19 protein-coding genes and 1 pseudogene are annotated in these 21646 nt (G+C 40.0%); 9 read left to right on the forward strand and 11 right to left on the reverse strand.

Going from position 1 to position 21646, the window contains the following annotated elements; genetic code table 11:
* The first annotated feature begins 5 nt into the window (after positions 1 to 5).
* Entirely contained in the window at positions 6 to 1025 is a 1020-nt protein-coding gene (locus ACZ5XR_RS25350; protein ID WP_464499207.1) for a LacI family DNA-binding transcriptional regulator, read from the forward strand.
* Between the two features lie 748 nt (positions 1026 to 1773).
* Here ACZ5XR_RS25350 and ACZ5XR_RS25355 read toward each other — a convergent pair.
* The 3 genes from ACZ5XR_RS25355 to ACZ5XR_RS25365 are packed head-to-tail and all read right to left on the reverse strand — an operon-like array spanning position 1774 to position 3940.
* Entirely contained in the window at positions 1774 to 2391 is a 618-nt protein-coding gene (locus ACZ5XR_RS25355) for a LysE/ArgO family amino acid transporter (protein WP_464499208.1), read from the reverse strand.
* 16 nt (positions 2392 to 2407) lie between these two features.
* Positions 2408 to 2869, reverse strand: a complete 462-nt coding sequence (locus tag ACZ5XR_RS25360; protein WP_464499209.1) for a hypothetical protein — start codon at positions 2867 to 2869, stop codon at positions 2408 to 2410.
* Positions 2870 to 2881: 12 nt separating this feature from the next.
* Positions 2882 to 3940, reverse strand: a complete 1059-nt coding sequence (locus ACZ5XR_RS25365; protein WP_464499210.1) for an NAD(P)H-dependent flavin oxidoreductase — start codon at positions 3938 to 3940, stop codon at positions 2882 to 2884.
* Positions 3941 to 4061: 121 nt separating this feature from the next.
* Here ACZ5XR_RS25365 and ACZ5XR_RS25370 point away from each other — a divergent pair, with 121 nt between their 5' ends.
* Entirely contained in the window at positions 4062 to 4946 is an 885-nt protein-coding gene (locus ACZ5XR_RS25370; protein ID WP_464499211.1) for a LysR family transcriptional regulator, read from the forward strand.
* Between the two features lie 229 nt (positions 4947 to 5175).
* On the opposite strand, the gene ACZ5XR_RS25375 is transcribed toward ACZ5XR_RS25370, so the two are convergent.
* From ACZ5XR_RS25375 to ACZ5XR_RS25395, 5 genes are all read right to left on the reverse strand, one after another.
* Complete coding sequence (locus ACZ5XR_RS25375) at positions 5176 to 5508, reverse strand: DUF3231 family protein (RefSeq protein WP_464499212.1); 333 nt, start codon at positions 5506 to 5508, stop codon at positions 5176 to 5178.
* A gap of 14 nt (positions 5509 to 5522) precedes the next feature.
* Positions 5523 to 5873 (reverse strand): DUF3231 family protein, encoded by a 351-nt coding sequence (locus tag ACZ5XR_RS25380; protein ID WP_464499213.1) that lies wholly within the window; start codon positions 5871 to 5873, stop codon positions 5523 to 5525.
* Between the two features lie 28 nt (positions 5874 to 5901).
* The gene (locus tag ACZ5XR_RS25385) at positions 5902 to 6171 is read right to left on the reverse strand and encodes a DUF3231 family protein (protein ID WP_464499214.1); all 270 of its coding nucleotides are present in this window, start codon (positions 6169 to 6171) and stop codon (positions 5902 to 5904) included.
* Positions 6172 to 6383: 212 nt separating this feature from the next.
* Complete coding sequence (locus ACZ5XR_RS25390) at positions 6384 to 8456, reverse strand: GH25 family lysozyme (RefSeq protein WP_464499215.1); 2073 nt, start codon at positions 8454 to 8456, stop codon at positions 6384 to 6386.
* 592 nt (positions 8457 to 9048) lie between these two features.
* Complete coding sequence (locus ACZ5XR_RS25395; protein WP_464499216.1) at positions 9049 to 9711, reverse strand: DNA-binding response regulator; 663 nt, start codon at positions 9709 to 9711, stop codon at positions 9049 to 9051.
* Positions 9712 to 10794: 1083 nt separating this feature from the next.
* On the opposite strand from ACZ5XR_RS25395, the gene ACZ5XR_RS25400 reads away from it, so the two are divergent.
* Positions 10795 to 12030, forward strand: coding sequence for an MFS transporter (locus ACZ5XR_RS25400; protein ID WP_464502435.1), 1236 nt, complete (start codon positions 10795 to 10797; stop codon positions 12028 to 12030).
* A 194-nt stretch (positions 12031 to 12224) separates the two neighbouring features.
* On the opposite strand, the gene ACZ5XR_RS25405 is transcribed toward ACZ5XR_RS25400, so the two are convergent.
* Positions 12225 to 12362 carry a YjcZ family sporulation protein gene (locus ACZ5XR_RS25405; protein ID WP_464499217.1) on the reverse strand — a complete coding sequence of 46 codons (138 nt, stop codon included), beginning with the start codon at positions 12360 to 12362 and terminating at the stop codon, positions 12225 to 12227.
* Positions 12363 to 12820: 458 nt separating this feature from the next.
* On the reverse strand, positions 12821 to 13417 hold the full coding sequence (locus ACZ5XR_RS25410; RefSeq protein ID WP_464499218.1) for a cyclodeaminase/cyclohydrolase family protein: 597 nt from the start codon (positions 13415 to 13417) through the stop codon (positions 12821 to 12823).
* A gap of 222 nt (positions 13418 to 13639) precedes the next feature.
* On the opposite strand from ACZ5XR_RS25410, the gene ACZ5XR_RS25415 reads away from it, so the two are divergent.
* From ACZ5XR_RS25415 to ACZ5XR_RS25435, 5 genes are all read left to right on the forward strand, one after another.
* Positions 13640 to 13909, forward strand: a complete 270-nt coding sequence (locus tag ACZ5XR_RS25415; protein ID WP_464499219.1) for an excalibur calcium-binding domain-containing protein — start codon at positions 13640 to 13642, stop codon at positions 13907 to 13909.
* 202 nt (positions 13910 to 14111) lie between these two features.
* The gene (locus ACZ5XR_RS25420) at positions 14112 to 14894 is read left to right on the forward strand and encodes a hypothetical protein (RefSeq protein WP_464499220.1); all 783 of its coding nucleotides are present in this window, start codon (positions 14112 to 14114) and stop codon (positions 14892 to 14894) included.
* A gap of 381 nt (positions 14895 to 15275) precedes the next feature.
* Complete coding sequence (locus ACZ5XR_RS25425; protein WP_464502436.1) at positions 15276 to 15806, forward strand: competence protein ComK; 531 nt, start codon at positions 15276 to 15278, stop codon at positions 15804 to 15806.
* A gap of 14 nt (positions 15807 to 15820) precedes the next feature.
* A complete protein-coding gene (locus tag ACZ5XR_RS25430) occupies positions 15821 to 16138 on the forward strand; it encodes a helix-turn-helix domain-containing protein (RefSeq protein WP_464499221.1) in 318 nt (105 codons plus the stop codon).
* 53 nt (positions 16139 to 16191) lie between these two features.
* Entirely contained in the window at positions 16192 to 16449 is a 258-nt protein-coding gene (locus tag ACZ5XR_RS25435) for a helix-turn-helix domain-containing protein (RefSeq protein WP_464499222.1), read from the forward strand.
* A 65-nt stretch (positions 16450 to 16514) separates the two neighbouring features.
* Here the strand turns inward: ACZ5XR_RS25435 and ACZ5XR_RS25440 are convergent, their stop codons facing one another.
* The gene (locus tag ACZ5XR_RS25440; protein ID WP_464499223.1) at positions 16515 to 18203 is read right to left on the reverse strand and encodes a S53 family peptidase; all 1689 of its coding nucleotides are present in this window, start codon (positions 18201 to 18203) and stop codon (positions 16515 to 16517) included.
* A gap of 1479 nt (positions 18204 to 19682) precedes the next feature.
* Between ACZ5XR_RS25440 and ACZ5XR_RS25445 the strand changes: the two are divergent.
* Positions 19683 to 21336, forward strand: a pseudogene (locus ACZ5XR_RS25445) (M20/M25/M40 family metallo-hydrolase).
* The last annotated feature ends 310 nt before the right edge of the window (positions 21337 to 21646 follow it).

Consider the following 21646-nt stretch of genomic DNA (forward strand, 5'->3'; position numbering starts at 1 on the left):
AATAGATGGGAAAAAAAGTTACGATGCAAGGTATTGCTGATAAGCTGAATATTTCTAAAAACTCTGTTTCCCAAGCCTTATCTGGGAAGCCAGGAGTCAGCGAAGAAACAAGAAGGCTGGTCCAATCGACAGCCGAACAATTGGGTTATCAGTTTTCTTCAATCCGCAAACCAATGAAATCAGGCAATATGAATCATAAAAATATCGCTTTAATCGCCTCTGAATATGCGTTTTCAAAAAAAAGCTTTTTCGGTGAAATTTACTTAAGTGTTGAAAAAGAAGTAAGAGAACGCGGAATGAATTTATTTATTGAGTCGATTCATCATGAGGCAAAAGAGACATTACAGCTTCCTGCATTGCTGGTCAATCATGAGATTGATGGAATATTAATATTATCTCACATCAGTACAGATTATATCGCAAAAATAATCGGCACAGGCATTCCTACGGTGTTAATTGACCATCACTCCCCCTATTTGCAGGCCGATTCGATTTTAACAAATAATCGATTTGGTGCTTATACGGCTGTAGAACATTTAATCCAGTTAGGGCATCGGGACATCGCCTTTGTCGGCAATGTCGACATTTCTCCAAGCTATCAAGAACGATTAGAAGGATATTTATTGGCATTAAAACGCTATGGAATCGAACCGAAACAGGAGTTTATTTTTGAACATGCCCGAGAAGATCAAGAGGGAATCAATGATATTTTCAACTGTTTGGCGATTAATCCCTCAGGATGGTTTACCGTAAACGATGGCCTTGGCTTCCTAGTCACATCGGTTTTGCAGCAAAAAGGCTGCAAGATACCCGAAGATGCCTCTATCTGCAGCTTTGATAATGGGCAATTATCACAAATTTCTACTCCCAAGATTACAACAATGGCTATCGATTTAAAATATTTTGGCAGAAAAGCGGTTGAACAACTGTGCTGGCGAATCGAAAATAAAGAAGAGCCGATTCATGAAATCTTGCTTCCGACAAAGCTATTAATTCGGGAATCGACTGTTGCAAAAAGCAAATAAATAGGATAAACGAGGCTATATTTTTTATTATTTAGGCTGTGTTAAATTAGACTTTTGATTTGAAAAATCATCTGTTTAATTTAACACAGCCTTTTATTTAAATACGTATTTCCTAAAGGCCCTTTCTTGTCTAAATCCCTACGAAATACCCCATTTTACGAAACATATCATGTGATTGCCAGAAAGTTTCTTCCCCGGGTTCAGGTGAGCATGCCTCTACGCAGCAAAATCAGAGTTCGATACTCTCATCAATGGCGGAATAAATCAATTGTTTCTGGATTTCATCGTGAATTTGCTTGATAGATAACCGGTTGCTTGTTTTCTAAACGATTTCCGTCACGTAGAAGCCTTCTAGATTACCGGTTTCATGTTTTCAAACCGATTTCAGTCATCTAGGAGCTTGATAGATGACCAGTTTCATGTTTTTGAACTGAATTCGGTCACGTAGAAGCCCTCTAGATGACCGATTTCATGTCTTCGAACCGAATTCGGTCACGTAGAAGCCTTCTAGATGACCAGGTTCATTTTTTCGAATCGATTTCAGTCACGTAGAAGCCTTCTAGATGACAGGTTTCATGTTTTCGAACCGAATTCGGTCACGTAGAAGCCTTCTAGATTACCGGTTTCATGTTTTCAAACCGTTTTCGGTCATCTAGAAGCTTGATAGATGACAGGTTTCATGTTTTCAAACCTGTTTCGGTCATCTAGAAGCTTGATAGATGACCTTTTTACTCTATATTAACTTGTTCTATTTCCTCAAAAAAGAAACCACAAGATAAATCGCGGCCCCCCACATGACCAAGGCTGATATTTTATTTAAAGCCATCAAAAAGTTCCCAGATCGATCAAGTTTCCCACTTAATCTTCCAACCAGTGATAATCCAAAAAACCAAATCCATGAAACCAAAATACACGCAAAAGCAAAGATTACCTTTGCTTCCCCCTGGTATCGTAATGAACTGGTTCCAATGACACCTACCGTATTCAAGATCGCATGTGGGTTCAGTAAAGAAACGGAAGCCGAAAACAAAATTTGTTTTTTTATAGAAAAATTTTCGGCCATTTCCTTTCTTTCATTGTTGGGTTTACTATTCCAGGTGGCCCATCCCATATAGATTAGAAAAATAAACCCTCCCCCTATTAAAATAGCTTTTATCCAAAATGAACCTAGAATAATGACGGAAACACCTAAAACAGATACCAAGATTAAAAGGGTATCACACAAAGAAGCGGTCAAAACGATTGGTAATACTTTTATAAAACGTGGTTGCAATGCCCCTTGATTAAAAACAAACACATTTTGGACACCAAGCGGCAGAATTAGTCCAAGTGCAAGAATAAATCCATGAATAAATGGTGCTAACATCCAAAGTTCGCCCTTTCTAAATTCCTACGAAATACCCCATTCTACGAAACATCCCTTCCGATTCCTTGGAAAATCCATGGGATTTCCAGAATGATTCTTCACCGGGTTCAGGCGAGCAGGCCACCCACCCGCGAAACCCAAGTTCCATACTCTCATCAATGGCTGAATAAATCAATTGTTTCTCAATTTCATCGTGAATAGGTGAGAAATCAGGACAAATCGCGATGTGCTGAATAAAGAACTGGTTGAAATATGGAGCGCCGCACATGACCCCAACGATGGTTCCACACTCATCCTTCGCAACAGAAATGTGCGGAAAGGGCTGGAGTGATTGTCTCGCCATCCAGATCTCCGATTGAATCAAGCCCAATTTGGCGAGATCCCGGTCATTTTTTCCGAAACGCTTTGCGGTCCCATACAAAACCCGATACATTTGATGTGTCTCTAGCCATTCGATTGTCAGTCCGAGACTCTGCATCTTCTTGCCCCCTTACTCCCTTAATCGAGCCACTACATCTTCCGTCTCTGAGACCAGCCGATCGAAGAGTTCCTTCACCGTTAAAGATCTGCTTAATGGGGACGCTTGCCCCGCCCACAACTTCATAAAGTCTGGGTTATTCTGTTCGGCAGCAGCTTTACAAATATCCCCTGTCAACGTTTCTTGAATGGGATAGCCGGGAATCAAGTTGCTCTCCATTTCGGTTTTAAACCGATTGCGAATCCCGCGAGCTGGCTTACCGGAAAATGTCATCGTTACGCAAGACTCCTCTTCAGTGCTGTTCAATATGGCCTCTTTGTGCTTGAGATGTGCCGCACTTTCTTTGCAGGTTAAAAAGGCGGTTCCCATTTGCACCCCTAAAGCCCCCAAAGCAAAGGCAGCGGCAATTCCCCGTCCATCCATGATGCCGCCGGCTGCAATCACCGGAATATTAACAGCCGTCACAATTTGCGGGATTAGCGCCATGGATCCAATTAAAGAATCATGAAAATCTCCAAGAAACGTTCCCCTGTGCCCGCCTGCCTCGCTGCCCTGCGCGACAATAAAATCAACGCCACTTTCTTCTAAGTAAACCGCTTCTCGCACATTCGTAGCCGTTCCAATAACAGTCGTGCCATTTTTTTTCAATGTCTCAACACAATATGGTTCAAGGCTGCCAAACGTAAAACTGGCCACCGGAACTTTTTCTTGTAACATCACGTCTAGTTGCTCCTCCAAATTGTAAATGGGAGGCGTAAATGGCCTGGCGGTAATGTTCAGTTCTTCTCGATAGCCCTCCATGGAAGCATTAGCATCATTTACAAGCTCCAAACCGTCCATGCTTTTTTCTGGGATAAAAAAGTTGACACCAAATGGTTGATCTGTTAACTTGCGTAGCTTTTGGATGACTTCTCTTACGCCTTCCCCGTTCATCCGTCCCACTCCAATCGACCCCAGGCCTCCAGCGTTCGAGACCGCTGCAGCAAATTCCGGACTTTCACATCCCAGCATAGGTGCTTTAATGATCGGATATTTTATTCCCAGTCTTTCAGATAACTGATTGTTCCACATCTTCTCAAAACCTCCTTAAATGTTCAAATCTTTCTTCCACCATTTTACTTCTAAAGTAATTATCATGTCATACGATAAATCCGATGACATGAATCGTTTATATCGATTGGAGGCCTTTTGGATGGAGTTAAAACAATTACAAACCTTTCGGGTGCTGGCTGAAGAACTCAGTTTTACGAAAACAGCACATCGGCTCAGCTACGCCCAATCAAGTATTTCTGCCCAGATTCAGGCACTTGAAGCTGAGTTCGGCGTCCCGCTTTTTGAGCGGATCGGGAAACGAATTTCTTTAACGGAATCTGGTAAGCGATTGAAACATTATGCTGACGAGATTCTTCGGATTGTCGATGAATCCATGATCGCTGTTCCAAATGATTCTGAGCCTTCCGGTACCATCACTATCGGATCGGTAGAAAGTCTTTGTACGTATCGACTATCTCCTATTCTTGGCCGATACCGCTCTCTCTATCCGAAAGTGGAATTGATTTTCCGAACAGGAATGTGTATGGACCTTCATAAAGCAGTATTGGACGGTTCCATTGATGCAGCCTTGACCTTTCAGCCAACGATCTCTTCCGAAAAGCTGTATTGTGAACCACTCCTGGAAGAATGCATGCTTCTCCTTGCCCATCCAGATCATCCTCTAGTTCATGACAAGGAGGTCCAGCTAACGGATCTTAAAGAGGAAACCATTCTCGTGACGGAGGCAGGATGCCCTTACCGATCGATGTTTGAAGAACGTTTGGCAGAAGCGGGACTGAAAAATCCGATGAAAATGGAGTTTGCTAGTATCGAAGCCATAAAACAATGTGTCATAAATGGACTTGGAGTGGCACTGTTGCCGGAAATGGTCGCAGCAAAAGAAGTGGAACGAAAACAGCTTATGGCACTTCATTGGGATGGTCCAGCCATCCGGATTATTACACAGCTGTGTTGGCATAAAGACAAGTGGATATCGCCGGCATTACGAGCTTTTTTAGAAATGACAAAGCAAAATATTTGTTAGATTTGAGATTTTTCGACGGTAAACTCCATAGCTTATAAGAAAATGGTCGAAGGATGAGATCCTCAAATGGTAAGAAATGAGGACAATGTGGATAAACAGAGGATTATATAGAGGTATTGTGATTTTCCATTTTCTACTCTGCAAATAGAACACACTACCACTGTGTGGCCGAAATAATCAAGAGGGCAGGTTAGCAAGCCCTCTTGATTGTATTTACAAAGATTTTTTCCTAGTTATTTATGATTTTCCTGTCATCAGCATTAGGAGGTTGCTCCATCCATTTTTTCTTAATTATTAACTTACCGAAACTACCATAAACAAGTAAATCATCTAAAATGGCTTTTTCACATTGCATGACAATATCTGCTCTCATACTATAAATCGCTGAAGTTCCATAATAGGAAATTGCTGCAGCAAATAACCCGCCTGAATGAAACAACATAAGTTTATCGGAAAAGGGTGAAACATTAGAATTGGTAATTTCCGAGTCAAATGTACGAGGTAAATGAAGATCTTCTTTAAGTAATAAGGTTGTAAATATCCCGATGTGTTTATTAGCCACATTAATACATTTTTCTAAAAACTTACTTCTTTGTCTTTACATACTTGTTTAAAGGCAATAAGGCATCCTTTCGTAATCGCACTTTTTTCTAAATTAAAATAGATATTTCCGCATTCAAGTGCATTTATGGTTCTTTTATCACCAAATAAATCCGTTACATAATCAAGAGAGTTGATGAAATGAACGGTGTCTGGTGCTGAATAGTATGGAGGGTTAACAAAAAGATTTTTTGCGACAAGGACATCAAGTGATTTGTTATATAGGTCCATCGTGTCAATATTACACTGGTAATAAAAATCCCTAATGTCTTGACGAATAGAAACAGTAAATGCGAGGCTGTAAGATTGCCCTCCGTGCATAGACATAGTATGAATATAATTTAAGCAAAAGTGATCAGTAAATAAAGGGGGGGGCATCCAAATTAACATCTTCTTCCGTAAACCCTTTTGGGACTGGAAAATTTTCTTGGAGAAATAATTCCTTCAGTTTGTATAGATGCTCTTGGCAAATTCTATGTGCAGTTTGAAAAACTTTTTTTATCTTTGAGTCTTGAATGGACTTTAGCATGTAATTGATTACACAAATCTCCATTGACTCACGGATATAATGTGTCCATAAATTTGATATTTCTGGTGAGGTTAATCTTTTGTTGTTTTGATCCATTTATTTCATCCTATAATTTAGTTATTTTTGTTTAATGTTATTAATTTCCCCAAATATTATGTATATACACCAATAAGCTATAAACACCAATATGCAACTTAAAGAGCTGCGTGATTTAATAAGCCGAAATGACAGGCATGGTGGTCTATCTCCTCTTCCTTTTCTAAAAAAATAAGCTACCCGATTGTAACTGTAGGGTAGCTAAAACTTATTTAATATGTTTTTAGGTAGACGGAATTGGAATATCCACTATAAATCTTTTTCCCGCCTACGGTTCTAAAGGCCCTGATTTTGAAGTAATACTGCTTGCCTTTCGATAGTTTCGTATTTGTATAACTAATAGTAGAACCCGATGTTAGAGTGGCTACTTTCAAATATACGCCTTTATAGGAAGTCGTCCTGAAAATTTCGTATCCGCTGGCTTCTGTCCCTTTATTCCACGTCAGTTTGATTGAGGTGCTGCTTGCTCTTGCCGATTTTAATCCGGTCGGTGCTGCAAGGACTGGCGTACCACTTACAATCGTTGAATAGGAACTATAAACCGTCGTACCATTCACCACTCGGTATGCCCGAACCTTGTAATAATACGCTCGGTTCGTTACCAAACCACTGTTTGTGTAAGAAGAACTGGATGTAGTAGCGAGATAACTGTATGTTCCCGTTTTCGTTGTAGCCCTGAAAATTTGATAGCCTTGTGCTCCAGAAACAGCTCCCCAAGAGACCTTTATTTTACTGTAGCCTGCTGAAGTGGCTTTCACTCCACCCGGTACGGCCATATTTTTGGCATAGCGTGCAGATAGGACAACAGCTGATTTTATCGGTGTTTGAAGATTGTATGGAACGGTATCCTTTGAACTTTTAAACCAGCCGACAAACGTATAGCCTGTTCGAACGGGAACTTTTACCGACAACGGATTTGCCCCATAATTAACCGTTTGAGAGCTAAGGACTCCGCCATCGTCGTTCTTAAAGATAACCTGATATTGGTTAATCTTATACTGGGCAGTAATGGTTAGGTCGGAAGTAGCATTGGTAAACTTCTGATTCCAGCCAGTAAAGGTATAGCCAGTCCGGCTTGGCTGTGCAGGTGCTGAAATTGGCATATCATATTTCACTTTTGAATTACTCAAAATGGTTCCATTATAGTCTTTGAAAATAATCGTATAGACTTTGGGTACGTAAACAGCATTTACCGTAAGATCAGACGTTATATGGTTAAATGCTTGATCCCACTGTAATGTATATCCTTCCTTTGATGAAGATTGAGGTGCAACGGCAGATGAACCATACGCTACCGTCTGATTATCAAGGACCGTACCATCGGAATCCGTGAACACGACTTTATATTGATTGATCTTATACTGGGCAGTTACCACTAAGTTTGATGTAACATGGCTGAAATCGGTATCCCAACCTGTGAATGTATAACCGGTTCTCACTGGATTTGCGGGAGGACTAGCCGCAGAACCAGATCCAATCTGCTCCGTAGACAAGACTCTACCGTCCGCATCTTTAAAAATAACCGTGTAGCTCAGGATACCCTTTAATGCATCGATTGACGTTGGACCATAATCTAAATCTACAGGTCCCGATATGCCTGGGACTGTACCTTGGTCACTATACTGCCACGCCGTCCATTGGGTCCACCCGCCAACAGCTGGTGGTTGAGAAATGCCATAGCGTGCAATCCAAAGGGGAAGATCTGAAAGCTTGCCTCCAAAATCGTTGTACTGCTGTACAAACCATGCACCTGTATAGACCATTACCTGACGATTCGTCAGTGACTTTACTGTATCGGTAAAAACTCTTGCCCAACTGGTTATTTCATCAGAAGTTAGTGTTCCAGTAGAAGCAGGCTGTTCTAAATCAAGAACGGGCATGATATCCCCAAAATCACCCATTCCTCCATTTGTCATCACATTGACGAAATGCTGCGCTTCGGTTTTTGCTTGGTCAGGGGTATATGGCGCACTCGGACTTGCATAGTGGTAGGCACCGATCGGAAGTCCTGCTGCCCTTGCTCCCTGCACATTAGTCAAAAACATAGGGTCGGTAATTGTTGTACCTTGTGAAGCCTTTGCATAGACGAAGGCGATACCTGAGTTTTTAACTTGATTCCAGTTAATTGTCCCCTGCCAATGCGATACATCAATCCCTTTTAAATTGGCGCTTGTCGCTGGCAGCATGACACCCGACGCCCAAGCTGTAGAATGGCTCGTTAGAAGTACGCTAATCAGCAGAACAACAGAAAATAACGAGCGCATCCACTTTGTTGCATGTTTCAAAATCATCTCTCTCCCTTAAAATTATGTATTCTAGCAAGCTCTTTCCTTAAGGGAAAACTACTAGTATATAATTCTATCATAACCTTTACAAGTGATTGTGTTCCACAGCATTTTATACCATTCGTTATGTATTTTTATGATGAGGCAAAGATAATTAGTGAATTAATAAAAAAGAGAAGTGCGCTAACACTTCTCCCTGTAACCGCTACCGTCAGGGTGGTGGCTGTCAAAGTAAATTATTTTTGAAAACCAACCTTCTGCAGCGACGGCGATTTTCACGAATAAAAGCCATTACTGCTCACCGTAACGCATCAAAAGGAGGTTCTCTTGGCAAATCAAAGCACCCTAAAAAAACCCGTCTCGCTTTTGTCCTTAATTGAGTAACCAGCGAAAGTAAAATAAGCGGAGATTTTCCGGTTAAATGCAGAATGGAGCTCTTTTCGGGGTATATAAGAGGAAGTTTTCCGCTTATGCATAGCAAAATGGCTTCATTTTCACGTTTTTCGAGGCACTAGGCGGAATCTCTCTCTCCGTCTATTTAAGCTATTTTCAGTGCAATTTACCAATTAAGCGAAGTTTCTCCGTCTATTTATCAGATCGGGTGTTTCACCTGATCCCCCAACCGATAAGAGCGGACCCTCTTGACCCCAGATGCGGGAATCAGCATTTTTTTGTCAACTAGTTGAGAAAGTACTTTTTTTACCGTCTTGTCGCTTAGCTTCAAATACTTCTCGACTTCTATAGGGGATATGGCTTCTCCTTTTCGAATCACTAGCCGAAGCACTTCCTTTTCGGCAAAGGACAGTGAGGTCTGGTCCAATTCATCACCAAGCCATTGGCCAATCACTTGCTGAACAATCTGTTGACATCGACGAGGCGTCTCCTTAACCTGGTCATAAGAAAAGCGGATCACGGTCCATCCGTCAATCACCAACTGGTTTTGACGTTCCAGGTTGTCGGAAAATTGCCATCTGCTTATGTTCTTTAGGTGAGGGCCATACCCGTCGACCTCAAGGCAAATCCGGATGGCAGGACGAATATAAGCAAAATCCAAATACCTTGTGCCATCCTTGAAATCATTGACTTCATATTCTGGATGAAGATACCGGAAATGGTGAAATAGAGGCCACCAAACTTGTTTCAAAAACAACATTTCAGCCTCGTTGTGACCTTCTTGTAAGAGCCGCAACCGTTCACCGGTTCTTGCCTGCAAGTGAGCATCCAAAAAAGCCTGGTATTCTTCTTCAAATCCCATAGCATTGCTCCTCCTATCCAATATTCATGTCTTTAGTGGACAAACTGCAAAAATTATACAGTTAACCTAAAACTAATTTTCTGAAAGATTTTTTTAAAAAAATTAATGAATGTGAATGCGAGTGAAAAAAAGAGGTTTAATATGGCTTCAAATGGAAAACGTAAATGGCAAATAAAGACTTGCGGAGGAGCTAATATAAAAAGAGATTTTGAGGATATAACTATTTTTAGTTTAATATATTTCTAAAATTTGTCAATCTGATATCTATATATTTCGACAATACCATTTTCTATTTCCGCTAAGAAAACTTATAATGTTCTAGCCTCCCCAACCTTAAGGAGAGGCATTTTATTTATGGTACGGCTTACCGCAACACATCAAAATGAGGTTCTCTTGGATTTTTAGAATACTAAAATCAAAGCACCCTTAATTAAGAATTCTTGTCCTTAATACAGTAACCAGCGGAAAGTAAAATAAACGGAGAGTTTTCGGTTAAATGCAAAATGGAGCTCTTTTCGAGGAATATAAGAGGAAGTTTTCCGCTTATGCATAGTAAAATGGCTTCATTTTAACATTTTTTGAGTCCATAGGCGGAATCTCTCCGTCTATTTAAGCTATTTTCAGTGCAATTTACCAATTAAGCGAAGTTTCTCCGTCTATTTATCCGATCGGGTGCTTAACCTGACCTCCCAACCTATAGGAGCGGCTCCCCTTGGCCCTAGATGCGGGAATCTTTTAATGGGCAGGTAACTGGTCTTTGGCCATCTTAGATTTAATGCAGCAACTTGCGAATCACTAAGCAACACCTCATGAGAAGGCAAAACTCTCCATTTTCGCGGAAAAGTCAAATAGGCTGGTCATCCCGAACACTCCAGGTTTCATAAGATGATAAAGGGACTCCATATGCACAGCAAATTCCTGCTGAGAGAAACCATACGGGAAACATTCAATTCATATCTCCCCTTTTTCCTTTTATAGAAATATAACGATTTGGATGACAAATTTTTCAAAAAGAAGGAGAATAAAATATAAAAAATAATAACAAGACAGCATATGGAGGAAATACTTTTGAAAAATACACGAATGAATCATGTCATTCTATTATTTGTTGTTTTTGGCGGCTTTCTCATTTTCGGTTTATCCGAAAATATTAAAGGCCCGGCAATACCTAGTATGCAGGCTGAATTCAACCTGAATGAATTTCAGCTGGGACTCTTGCTTGCTCTTAATTCTTTAGGATATTTGTTTGCCTGCACTTTCACATCCATCCTTGCCGATAAGATTGGGATCAAATCGACGGGAATTCTAGCGTTTTCCTCCATGGCTTTGGCAGGGATCTTGATCTCTCTAGCAAAAAGCTATTCTACCTTAACAGCTTCCTACTTTTTTCTATATGTAGGAAACGGAATCCTCGAGATTGCTCTTGGGATCATGGCTGCTCGCATATTCACCAAAAATACGGGGACAATGATGAATCTTTCTCACTTTTTTTATGGCCTCAGTTCAATCGGTGCTCCCATTTTTGGTGCTACGATAATGGGCTGGCATGTATTCGATGGTGAACTTGGATGGAGGGGAATGTATTTGGTCGTCCTCTCTTTGGCCATTTTACCAATTATCCCATCCCTATTCGGGAGGTTTCCCGAAGATCACCCAAGCGAAGGGAAATCAGCATCATTTTCCGGCCTATTTCGGGACCCGGTCGCCTGGCTAATTGTAGCGGTCCTCTCGTTTGGAGTGATTTCTGAATTGGCAGTCGGAAGCTGGCTTGTCTATTATCTGCAACATGCTTATGATTGGTCTTTAAAAAGGGCATCTGAAATGCTATCCTTATTTTTCTTGTTTTTTACCCTTTCCCGTCTGTTTGTGGGACCCATCACAGACAAAATTGGTTATCCCCTTTCCACTATGCTGTTTTCCGCTTTTTCCGGCATCTGCAGCCTTGCAGCCATTTTTGTTGGAGAAATCGGAGCGATCCTATTTGCCATTGCTGGCATTGGAATTGCCCCCATTTACCCAACCGTGATGGCCTTGCTTGCCAAACGATATCGGAAAGGGGTTGGGACAGCGATAACCTTTACGGTGACTCTCATGGGTATAGCCAGTGTGATTGGAAATCTGCTGATCGGAGTCATCATTGATACTGTAAAGCAGCTTTATGGAAACTTTCATGGGGGCGAACTGATTGGGCCCCAGGCAGGATATATTTTTATTGCAGGGATGGCCTTGCTTTGTTCACTTTGCTCCATGTTTTTATACAAAAGACTTCGAATTCAAAAGAATACGATTGTTACACATGATATGACAAGTGCTGATTAAATAAAAAAATTTTTCCACAAAATTAGGCTTAACCCGTTGATTATTCAATTGAACAGGTGCATAAGCTAGAGTGTAACCGAAAACCACAGTTTAGCCGCGTAGCCTTTCGTTGCACATACACCTTTTTGAATCTCAAACACAAAAAAGCCCCATTTCCAGGGCTTTTTTGTCTTTTTAAGTTTAGCTTATTTTTCTTAGTAAAAGATTACTGCACCAACGATGATTAACAGGATAAACAAGACAACAATTAAAGCAAATCCGCCTCCGTAACCGACACCACCGTAGCCAAATCCACCGCAGCCGCAGCCGCCAAAACCACCATATCCAAACATTTAATATTCCTCCTTAAAAATTTATTCATTATAAAATATGCTGAGAAATTAAGGAGGGAATAGGCTCCTACACCATATTTTGTAAGGACAACATTTACAGTTTTTTGCACAGTCAAAAAGGCTTAGAGATTCTAAGCCTTTTTTTACAAGTTCATTAGACGATCAAGCGAGTTTAATAAATAATCGGAGAAATTTCCCTTAATAAAGAAATAACACTAAAAACAGCTTAAATAGACGGAAAGATTCCGACTATTGACTCGAAAAACGTGAAAATCGGTAATTTTTCTTTGCTTAATCGGAAAACCTCCGCTTATATACTCCAAACTGGGCTCGATTCTGCATTTAACCGTAAAATTTCCGCTTATTTTAAATATCACTGGTTACTCAATTTAGAAACAGACTTCTTATGTTTCAAAAAACCAAGTTAGATGCGGCGCGGGTCTTCTCAGATCAAATCTTTATCTACTAATCATTCCTTCAATTCGTTGTTTCATGTCAGTACTATTTTGATAGCTCTCAAGAACAATAGCCCCTACATTTTCTTTGTAGAATTCATCATGTATCAATGAGAGATTTACCTTTACCCCATATTTTGCCGACGCTGCTGCAGTCTCTGCCAAGTTGGCACTTCCAGCTAGTTCCCCTAACACTCTTTTGTTAGATAGATGAAGGACTTGTTCAACTCCAGTTAAAATCATTTCACAATTTTTCACAACAGAAACTAATGTATTGGTCGCATTCTTCATGGCTTCTTCATATTCATTCGGAAAATCCGCCTTTGATTTTGCGGCCTTCACTACCTCAGCGAGGGTTTTCATATCTTCTGTTGCAAGGGCAAGGCACTGATTACGAACATCTTCTATATGTTTTAAAGATATCGGTATGCTTTCTCCACCCTTCCTTATTGTCACTTTACAGGACATTTCCAGCAGTGCGGCTGCCATCGCAGCAACGGTTGCTGCAGCACTGCCACTTGCCGGACCCGGAAAATCGGGGGCAGCTAATTTTTCAAGATATTCATGGACTGTTAAACAATCAATATGATCCAGACCCATCTCCACCTTCTTATTATCCTGTCAATCGGATAAAACCAATTTCATTTTCATTGCCATCAGTATAACAGATAAACACTAATTCAACTAAAATCCAAGGGAATAGATTAAGTCAAATCCGGAAAGATCGCCTTTTCCTTTTTAAATTTCTAAAACAGATTATTGACTACTTCCTAAAAAATGGATTATCATTTTGTTATGAAAATTTTAGGAGGATGGGGAAAGGTGATAAAACTTTTTGCTATTTTAGTAGCTTTTGGTGTAGCACTTAGTTTTACTTATGGTTCTACCAATATAGCGGAAGCAAAAACAAAAATTATTACGTTTAAAAACTGCAAAGATATGAATAAGGTTTACAAAGGCGGCGTTGCACGTTCAACCAGCGTTCGAAATAAGGGTGGTAAAATCCATTTCAAACCTTTTGTATCAAAAGCCCTCTACGACGCAAATAAAGCCCACGATCGTGATCATGACAACATTGCTTGTGAAAGATAAATATAAAGAAGCTATTGATTTTAGCGATAACATACTTACTGATTTGAAGTAAGGAAATTAAGGCTGCCTTCTGGTAGTCTTTTTTATTATGTATTTAGGAGAATCCCAATATCGACACAAACCTGTCATAAACCCCAATCATCCACCATGTCCTCCCCCCTCCATCCTTTCTATATAGAAAGTGAAAGGGTGGTGCAATATTATGAATTTAAAATCTGGCCAAATAGAAAAATTTGAAGAGTATTCCCAATTTGAAAGTCTTACAGAATTTAACCATCACATGGAAATGTGGCTGCTAGACTATAAACAGGAGTTTACCAAAGGGGAGCTTGTCGGGCTCAAGCGCCTTGTCCGATTTTCTGCTAAGATCCCTGGAGTATGCAATGCCAAAATTGGAACCATCTTAAAAGCGATTCACGTGGAATTTCAAGACAACGGCATTTCCCGCTCCACTTTTAAACGAATGATCCAAAAAGCAATCGAATTTGGGATCATTACCGTTTATGAAACCGAAAGAAAAAACGGCTCGCAGTCCAGCAACCTTTACATATTTAATCGTGTTTCTTTAAATGAACCACCTAAACACGAAGAATTGAACCACCATAATAAAACTATTAATCTTTTTAAAACTGATAAAAAAGAGATTATACGTAAGGAACAACCGTTAAAAATAGATCATACCTTTACAAATGATCGTGTTCCACAGCCCTTTATACAATTAGTGAAGTATTTTTACGACGAGGCAAAGACGATTGAAGAGTTTTGGAAAATGGCCGAAATAGCCGCATGGCGAAATAATTTTGAGGATAAAAGAGAACAGGTCCTGACCATGGCCATCGTTTCCTTTAAGCAGCTCATCAGCAAAATTAAATCCAGCAAGAAAATCCATAAACCTATCGCCTATTTTTACGGGATCTTGGATAAAAAATTGGATGATCTTTTTTATGATGAGTTGTTTATGGAAATGGATCAGGTCGCTGATTAACGATGGGACGGATATACATAAATTTACATATTTTATGATTCCTTCGAAGCTCCTTTTCGTCTTATGCTTAATCGTCACAAGATTGTCACGAAAAACATCAAATTTTGACGAATCCTGTATACTATAGTGCATGGTATAAAAGTCCTGATTACGATTTAATAGAATATAAGAGAATGACTTCCATTTATGAGAGTTCATTTCCATCACAAAGACTATTCACTGATGATCCAACCTAGTACATGCTGCGAATAGTTTGTAATGGAGGCAAAAACCCGCTTGTCCATCCAAGAATCCATTTCAGAATCGTAAAAACTCAATTGGATATTAAGGAGAGGAAGATTAGTATGATTCAACCTGCTTATGTAATCGGAAAGAAAAACCATTTTAATGACGGGAGAATATGATCGATTTGGGAAGCTGTGTGCAAGGATTATGGCTGGAGAAACATCTTTTCTAGTGGACAATACCCCTCTGCAACTTTTAGATGCGACATTAACATACATAGGTTTTAATTTAAAAGGGGCAATGGTTGGCGCCAAAGCGATTCTCGGTAATAAGAACAAGTGCCCGATTATTGCCAATCCCTATCAGAACATATGCCTTTTTCCTACCAAATCTCCGCTTAAAGAGGATTGTATCTGGTTTAACATTGAGCATATTGTTCAAACCAAAGCGTTGGGCGGAAAGACCGAGGTAGAGCTAAGCAATGGTCACTCCATTATTGTGAATGCCAAAGTATCCGCCCTTAATAACAAAATACATACGGCTGGTCAATTGAAGCGGATTTCGCTAGAAAGAGGCCAGTACAATGGTCCGTCCACTTTCTATTACCATCCCAAAAAAGGGCATCAATTAGTCTTAGAGAAAACGGGCAAATACAATTTTGAAGTAATAGATGAAAAGCAAATCTAAAAGGAGACATGTCTATGGAGGATACTACAAAGATTCAATTTGGCAAGGTATTGAAAAAATTGAGGATGTCACAGCAGCTTTCACAAGAGGGACTGGCCAATCGCACCTCTTTTGATCGCTCTTATATCAGCATTCTGGAAAGAGATCTGAAAAAGCCACGCTTGGACACGATCATTGATCTTGCTGCAGGTCTTGATATGAAAGCTTCAGAATTTGCAAAAGAAATCGAAGAGCATCCAGAAAATAAATGGTTAATCGAGCAATTCCAAAATAATGGACCAGGAATGTTCCACTTTCTAATCGCCTGTTCTTTATACTCTTTTATGATATAAAATTTAAAGCGCTTACGAATACAAATGGCCAGCCCTCTAAAAGGAGTCTTATCTTGAAAAATATTCGAATGATTACCATTGAACCCGTCATAAAAAGTTTAAGGATAGCAAAACAATTATCACAAGAGGAACTTTCGAAACGAAGTGGCCTCGACACCAGATCGATTAGTAACATTGAAAGAGACGAACAAATACCCAGTATGGATTCATTTTGCTCTCTTGCAGAGGCCTTTGATATGAGGGGCTCTGAATTATTAATCATCATTGAGGATTATAATGAAAAACAAAGTAAAATGATAGCACTACATTGATGGTAAATTCTCTTAAACAAAAACGACAGTCTCCAGTATCTGGAGACTGCCGATTTATTACCACTTTAATTGCCATTTATATCGCGGATTAAATTATACGCATCCGGTGTTCCAATACCTGAGGCCATATCATAGCCTGCTGTGGCCGGATAATACAAGTTTGTTCCAGACGTAATATCATGATAGGCTGCATAAGGTTGAGTTGTATTAAAGACTTGATAAAGAGTAAGGTTTGCCTGACCAAGGTTGCCATGGCCATGTCCTGCTGCATATTGATTATTAAGTGCAGCGATTCCAGCCCATAACGGTGCAGCAGCGGATGTTCCACCGACTACATTCCAGGCGCCTCCGGTATAGATGGAATATCCGGTGTTAGGGTCGGCATCTGCCGATACATCCGGAACCTCACGTTTACCATTCGAATAACTGTTTTGGACACCAGGACCTGACTGGTAGGTTGGCATAGCATAAACTTTGGACAATCCTCCACCGTCACCAGATCTTTGTATTTTGTTACTCCAAACGGTTTCTGAACCATAAGAAGTACCGCTTAAAGTCAGATGAGTTCCACCAACGCCAGTCACATACGGGTCATTTGCGGGACTATCGACCTCTAAAGTTCTGCCTCCGGAATCGTAAGCGCCATTGTCTCCAGACGCGGCAAAAATACTTTGTCCTTGGGCAGCATATTGTTTGAAAATGGTGTCTAGGCTATTCATGGTCGCACTTGCTTCATGCTGCTCACCGATCCCCCAGCTGACAGAAATGGTTTTTGACGTATTATCAGAAGCAATTTTTTGATACGTATCAATTAAGCCCTGGGAGGTATTTGGCCCTTCGTATACAACCACTTTTGCTTGTGGAGCAATGGCATTGATTACCTCAATATCAAGTTCTACTTCGATTTCCCCTGAACCGGCAGCACCACTATAACCATCAACATATACATTCGTTGGCAAAGCGCTTCCTAGGCCATAGTAGCTGTCATAGCTACTAATGTTCGTTGCTTTATATCCGTCCAACTCCATGAGTGCTACAGTTTGGCCAGTTCCATTATACCCGGCACTTGCCAGTGGGTTGACATCGTAAGCACCTTTTAATTCACCCGGTGTATAACCTCCAGCTGGACCGCTGCCCACTTTCGGTGTCACCGCTTTTGGACTGCTAATTTTCGGATGTGTATAATGTGCTTCATTATTCAGACCCTCAATATCCGTAATCACCCCAGAAAATTCTGCAGGAATGGTAGGAGCCTGATTATTAGCATAATAGGTTTGGCCTTTTGCATTTTTATAGTTATTTATGGTTACACCAAAAGCATCTTCCATGTGTCCAATGTTACCACTGACGGTAATAAAGGCATTATTGGAAGACACATGATCGACTGTAAAGCCTTGACTTGTCAAATAGCTTTTAACTTTGGCAACCGTTGCATCAGTCGGTCCATATTGATTTTTAAATTGTTCGGGTGTTAAATATTTCTTGTAGTTGAAGGAGAAAGGGTTCTTTAGGCTGGCAATATAATTATCCAGTTGATCGCTGTTTCTTAGCTGAAGGGCAATCGTTAGAGAAGCTTTGGTGCTGCGGTTTGTGTGACCAATGGAAGTGCCATTCATTGCAGCGGTTGGAGCCGCCTTAACAAGTTGTACATGATTGGGCGCTGCGGCAAAAGTTGAGCCTCCAGTGAAGTACATCGATAAAGTTAACACTGAAGCAACGGTCGGTACTAATAATTTTCGGTTTCTTTTTTTCATCCTTACACCTCTCCCCTTAGTTCCTAAATAAAATCTTACCAACAATCTAGAATCAAAAGACTATTTGAGGCTGCCCGACTGCCTTGGAACTAAAATTCCAGCCATTTCTTTAGGCAATCGGTTTTGGGCTATGTATCACCTTCATTCCATAGGACAACTTTCCATTTGGGATCTATTGCACTTGCTCTATTATTTTACCAAGTATAGATGCAAATCATATAGGTCTTTCAACTCATTCTTTTGAAAAATTTAGAATATATGGAAAAGTATAATAACTTTTAATCAATAGCTTCACTACGAGTTAATTACTCCATTAAATAATCCTTATTCTTCGACGATAAACTCCATCATCCCCTTTTAATCAAACGATTGATTAAAAACAATTCGAGCCCTTGGGAAAAACGAACTTTTTCTTATTTCCGAGAAAATTTTTTGTCGAATACGTAGCTTTTGTTCTTCTATTAATCTTTCAAAACCAACAAAAAATTTTCATCCCTACAATCTTTTCTCCCTTCTGACAAAAGGCCTTATTAAACAAACGTTTGATTAAATTCCATCAAAAGCCCATCACCACAGGATTTTTCGGATAAATCTTTTAAGAAAATGGTCGAAGGATGCGTTCCCCTAAATGTTACGAAAATGAGGACAATATGGATACCCAAAGGAATTTACAAGAGGTATCTTGAATTTTCTTTTAAAAGACCTATTCAAATTAAACCACTAAAAAAGAAAAGGTGTATCCGATGAAAACAAAATCAAGAACATTTGGTGAGGCGCTAGAAATCCTACGAAAAACCGAAAACAATGCCCTCACGATAACAGGAAGTGTTTAAAGTTGACGATAATCTCAAAATATAAAACCTCACTCACTTACTTGCCATGCGGTTCACCGTAATGCATTAAAATGAGGTTTTATTGTATTTATGAGATAAAACTCACTTTCTTTTAAACTAAGAGGTCCTTAATCGAGTGACCAGCAAAATAAGCGGAGATTTTTCGGTTAAATGCAGAATGGAGCTCATTTCGGGGTAAATAAGGGGATGTTTTCCGACTAGGCAAAGCAAAATGGCCCCATTTTCATGTTTTTCGAGTCAATAGACGGAATCTCTCCGGCTAATTAAGCCATTTTCAATGCAATTTACTTATTAAGAGAAATTTCTCCGTCTATCTGATCGGGTGCTTAACATAATCTAATTCCGAGATTCGCCCTGCCCGTTGATAAAAAAACAAACCTGACTGGAGAACTCCAATCAGGTTTGTTTTACCCTTAAACTTATTTCAAACAATCCCTAGCTTTCCAGATTGATCACCTCCCCCCTCACAATTTCAGTTGCAACTCCATTCGAACACTTTCTATTAATATAAAAATCTATCGATCATCGGCAAAATCCGGGCGGTGACAGGCACCAGAATTGATGGGATAATATCTAAAGATACATTTTGTAAAAAAACAATTTACTATAAAAAGGGGTTAATCATATGTTGCAATGCCGCGACGATATACTAGCTTTCACGAAGCAGCTCGTTAACATTGAAAGTATCGTAAACACAACGGGCGAAAAGACGATTGCTCAGTCTTTATTTCAGATCATTTCTTCGTTACCTTACTTTTCAGAGACCCCTGATTACATAGCTATAGAGCAGACTATCAACGATGATCACGAACGTTATAATGTTTTGGCATTTGTAAAAGGGATAAAGGGAAACAGCAATCGAACGATTATATTAATGGGCCATATGGACACGGTCGGAATTGATGACTTCAATCAATTAAAAGAGCAGGCTTGCAATCCAGATGAGCTGATGGAAGCACTGAGAAAGGAAGAACTGCCCGCCGCTGCCAAAGAACATTTGGATCACGGGGATTGGTTATTTGGCCGTGGCGTCCTAGATATGAAGAGCGGGGTAGCCAGCCATCTTTATCTATTAAAATATTATTCCGAGCATCCAGATCAACTGGAAGGCAACATTTTGCTATTAGCAGAATGTGACGAAGAAGACAGCTCACACGGGGTTCTTTCCGCTTTAAAAACCTTGAAGAATTGGAAAAACCAACATGGTTTTAACTATATTGCAGCCATCAATTCTGATTTCGTTTCGCCACGCTATGATGGCGATGATAATCGCTACATCTATAAAGGAACGGTCGGCAAACTGCTTCCATCCTTCTTTATCACCGGGGCAGAAACACATGTTGGTTCCGCTTTTGAAGGGTTGGATCCTAACTTTATTGCTGCCGAGCTTACCAAACAAATAAACTATAACCCTGAACTTTGCAACGAAGCTTTTGGGGAAACGACTATCCCGCCTGTATCGTTGAAACAAACTGATAAAACCGTCCTATACCGTCCAGACAGCATTGTCTGCCTATGTTTACTATAACTTTTTCATCCATTCCTGGTCTCCAAAAGATGTATTAGTCAAGCTAAAAGAGCAGGCCATGATCGCTTTTTCCAATACGCTTGCAGCATTTGAAGAAAGATATCGTCAATACAGTAAAATAAGCGGCCATCCGTTTATCCAGCATCCTTGGAAGCCGAGAGTATTGACCTATGAAGAAATGGAGCAATTGTTGATTGAAGAAAACGGCGATACATTCATCACTCATATAAATGAATTTAAACAAGGCCTTTTAGAAAATACGGGGCTCGATACACGGATGTTTGCCGCAAAAGTAGTCGAGGAATCATGGAAATGGATGAAGGATAAAAATCCGGCCATTATTCTATTTTACTCTTCGCTCTACTCACCAAGGATTGAACTGACGGGTAAAACAACTGATGAGCTTAACTTAATGAATGCTCTTGATGATGCAGTAGCTGAGATACAGCCGAAGTATCCCCATCCGATTGTAACAAGAAATTTCTTCCCATATATTTCTGATATGAGTTTTATGGCCCTAAGTGATGATGAAGATGGAATTAACGCCGTTTCAAAAAATAATCCAGGTTGGGGCACAAAACACTATGTTGAATATCAAGATATCCGCGATATTAATGTTCCTGTTATTAACATTGGTCCATATGGTTTAGATGCTCACAAGAAACTTGAAAGAATGGAAATGACCTACTCACTGGAAATCGTACCGAATATAACAAACCTCGTTATCCAAAAATTATTAAATAATGAATAATAAAGCTTGTCCCATGGTCTTTATTCATTTACACCATTGTCAACCGCATACCGGAAGTTCATGCTTGGCTCGCATCAAAATTTTAATAATATTATCAAACATGCTTGGTTTTGAACCAGGCGTGTTTGCGTGTGAGGGCTCCACGTGGACGGTTCTCATGGCCAATTTTATTCATTTCTTGGGCCAAAAAAGCTGACAGAACCTTCCCCATGGTCCTCCGTAAAAAAATGTTCATACCTTATTGACAGATATGTGAAATGATGAACAATTTACACTCATTTCAAGATAAAAGAATTATAATAACAATGTA

This window comes from Neobacillus sp. Fa239 (assembly GCF_055395235.1).

What these genes read in the sequence shown, in the direction of transcription:
- ACZ5XR_RS25365 (WP_464499210.1), bottom strand. Translation starts at nt 3,940, where the DNA reads ATGTGGAACAATCAGTTATCTGAAAGACTGGGAATAAAATATCCGATC.
- ACZ5XR_RS25395 (WP_464499216.1), bottom strand. Translation starts at nt 9,711, where the DNA reads ATGGGATTTGAAGAAGAATACCAGGCTTTTTTGGATGCTCACTTGCAG.
- ACZ5XR_RS25350 (WP_464499207.1), top strand. Translation starts at nt 6, where the DNA reads ATGGGAAAAAAAGTTACGATGCAAGGTATTGCTGATAAGCTGAATATT.
- ACZ5XR_RS25400 (WP_464502435.1), top strand. Translation starts at nt 10,795, where the DNA reads ATGAATCATGTCATTCTATTATTTGTTGTTTTTGGCGGCTTTCTCATT.
- ACZ5XR_RS25370 (WP_464499211.1), top strand. Translation starts at nt 4,062, where the DNA reads ATGGAGTTAAAACAATTACAAACCTTTCGGGTGCTGGCTGAAGAACTC.
- ACZ5XR_RS25420 (WP_464499220.1), top strand. Translation starts at nt 14,112, where the DNA reads ATGAATTTAAAATCTGGCCAAATAGAAAAATTTGAAGAGTATTCCCAA.
- ACZ5XR_RS25380 (WP_464499213.1), bottom strand. Translation starts at nt 5,873, where the DNA reads ATGTCTATGCACGGAGGGCAATCTTACAGCCTCGCATTTACTGTTTCT.
- ACZ5XR_RS25360 (WP_464499209.1), bottom strand. Translation starts at nt 2,869, where the DNA reads ATGCAGAGTCTCGGACTGACAATCGAATGGCTAGAGACACATCAAATG.
- ACZ5XR_RS25410 (WP_464499218.1), bottom strand. Translation starts at nt 13,417, where the DNA reads ATGGGTCTGGATCATATTGATTGTTTAACAGTCCATGAATATCTTGAA.
- ACZ5XR_RS25355 (WP_464499208.1), bottom strand. Translation starts at nt 2,391, where the DNA reads ATGTTAGCACCATTTATTCATGGATTTATTCTTGCACTTGGACTAATT.
- ACZ5XR_RS25440 (WP_464499223.1), bottom strand. Translation starts at nt 18,203, where the DNA reads ATGAAAAAAAGAAACCGAAAATTATTAGTACCGACCGTTGCTTCAGTG.
- ACZ5XR_RS25385 (WP_464499214.1), bottom strand. Translation starts at nt 6,171, where the DNA reads ATGGATCAAAACAACAAAAGATTAACCTCACCAGAAATATCAAATTTA.
- ACZ5XR_RS25405 (WP_464499217.1), bottom strand. Translation starts at nt 12,362, where the DNA reads ATGTTTGGATATGGTGGTTTTGGCGGCTGCGGCTGCGGTGGATTTGGC.
- ACZ5XR_RS25430 (WP_464499221.1), top strand. Translation starts at nt 15,821, where the DNA reads ATGGAGGATACTACAAAGATTCAATTTGGCAAGGTATTGAAAAAATTG.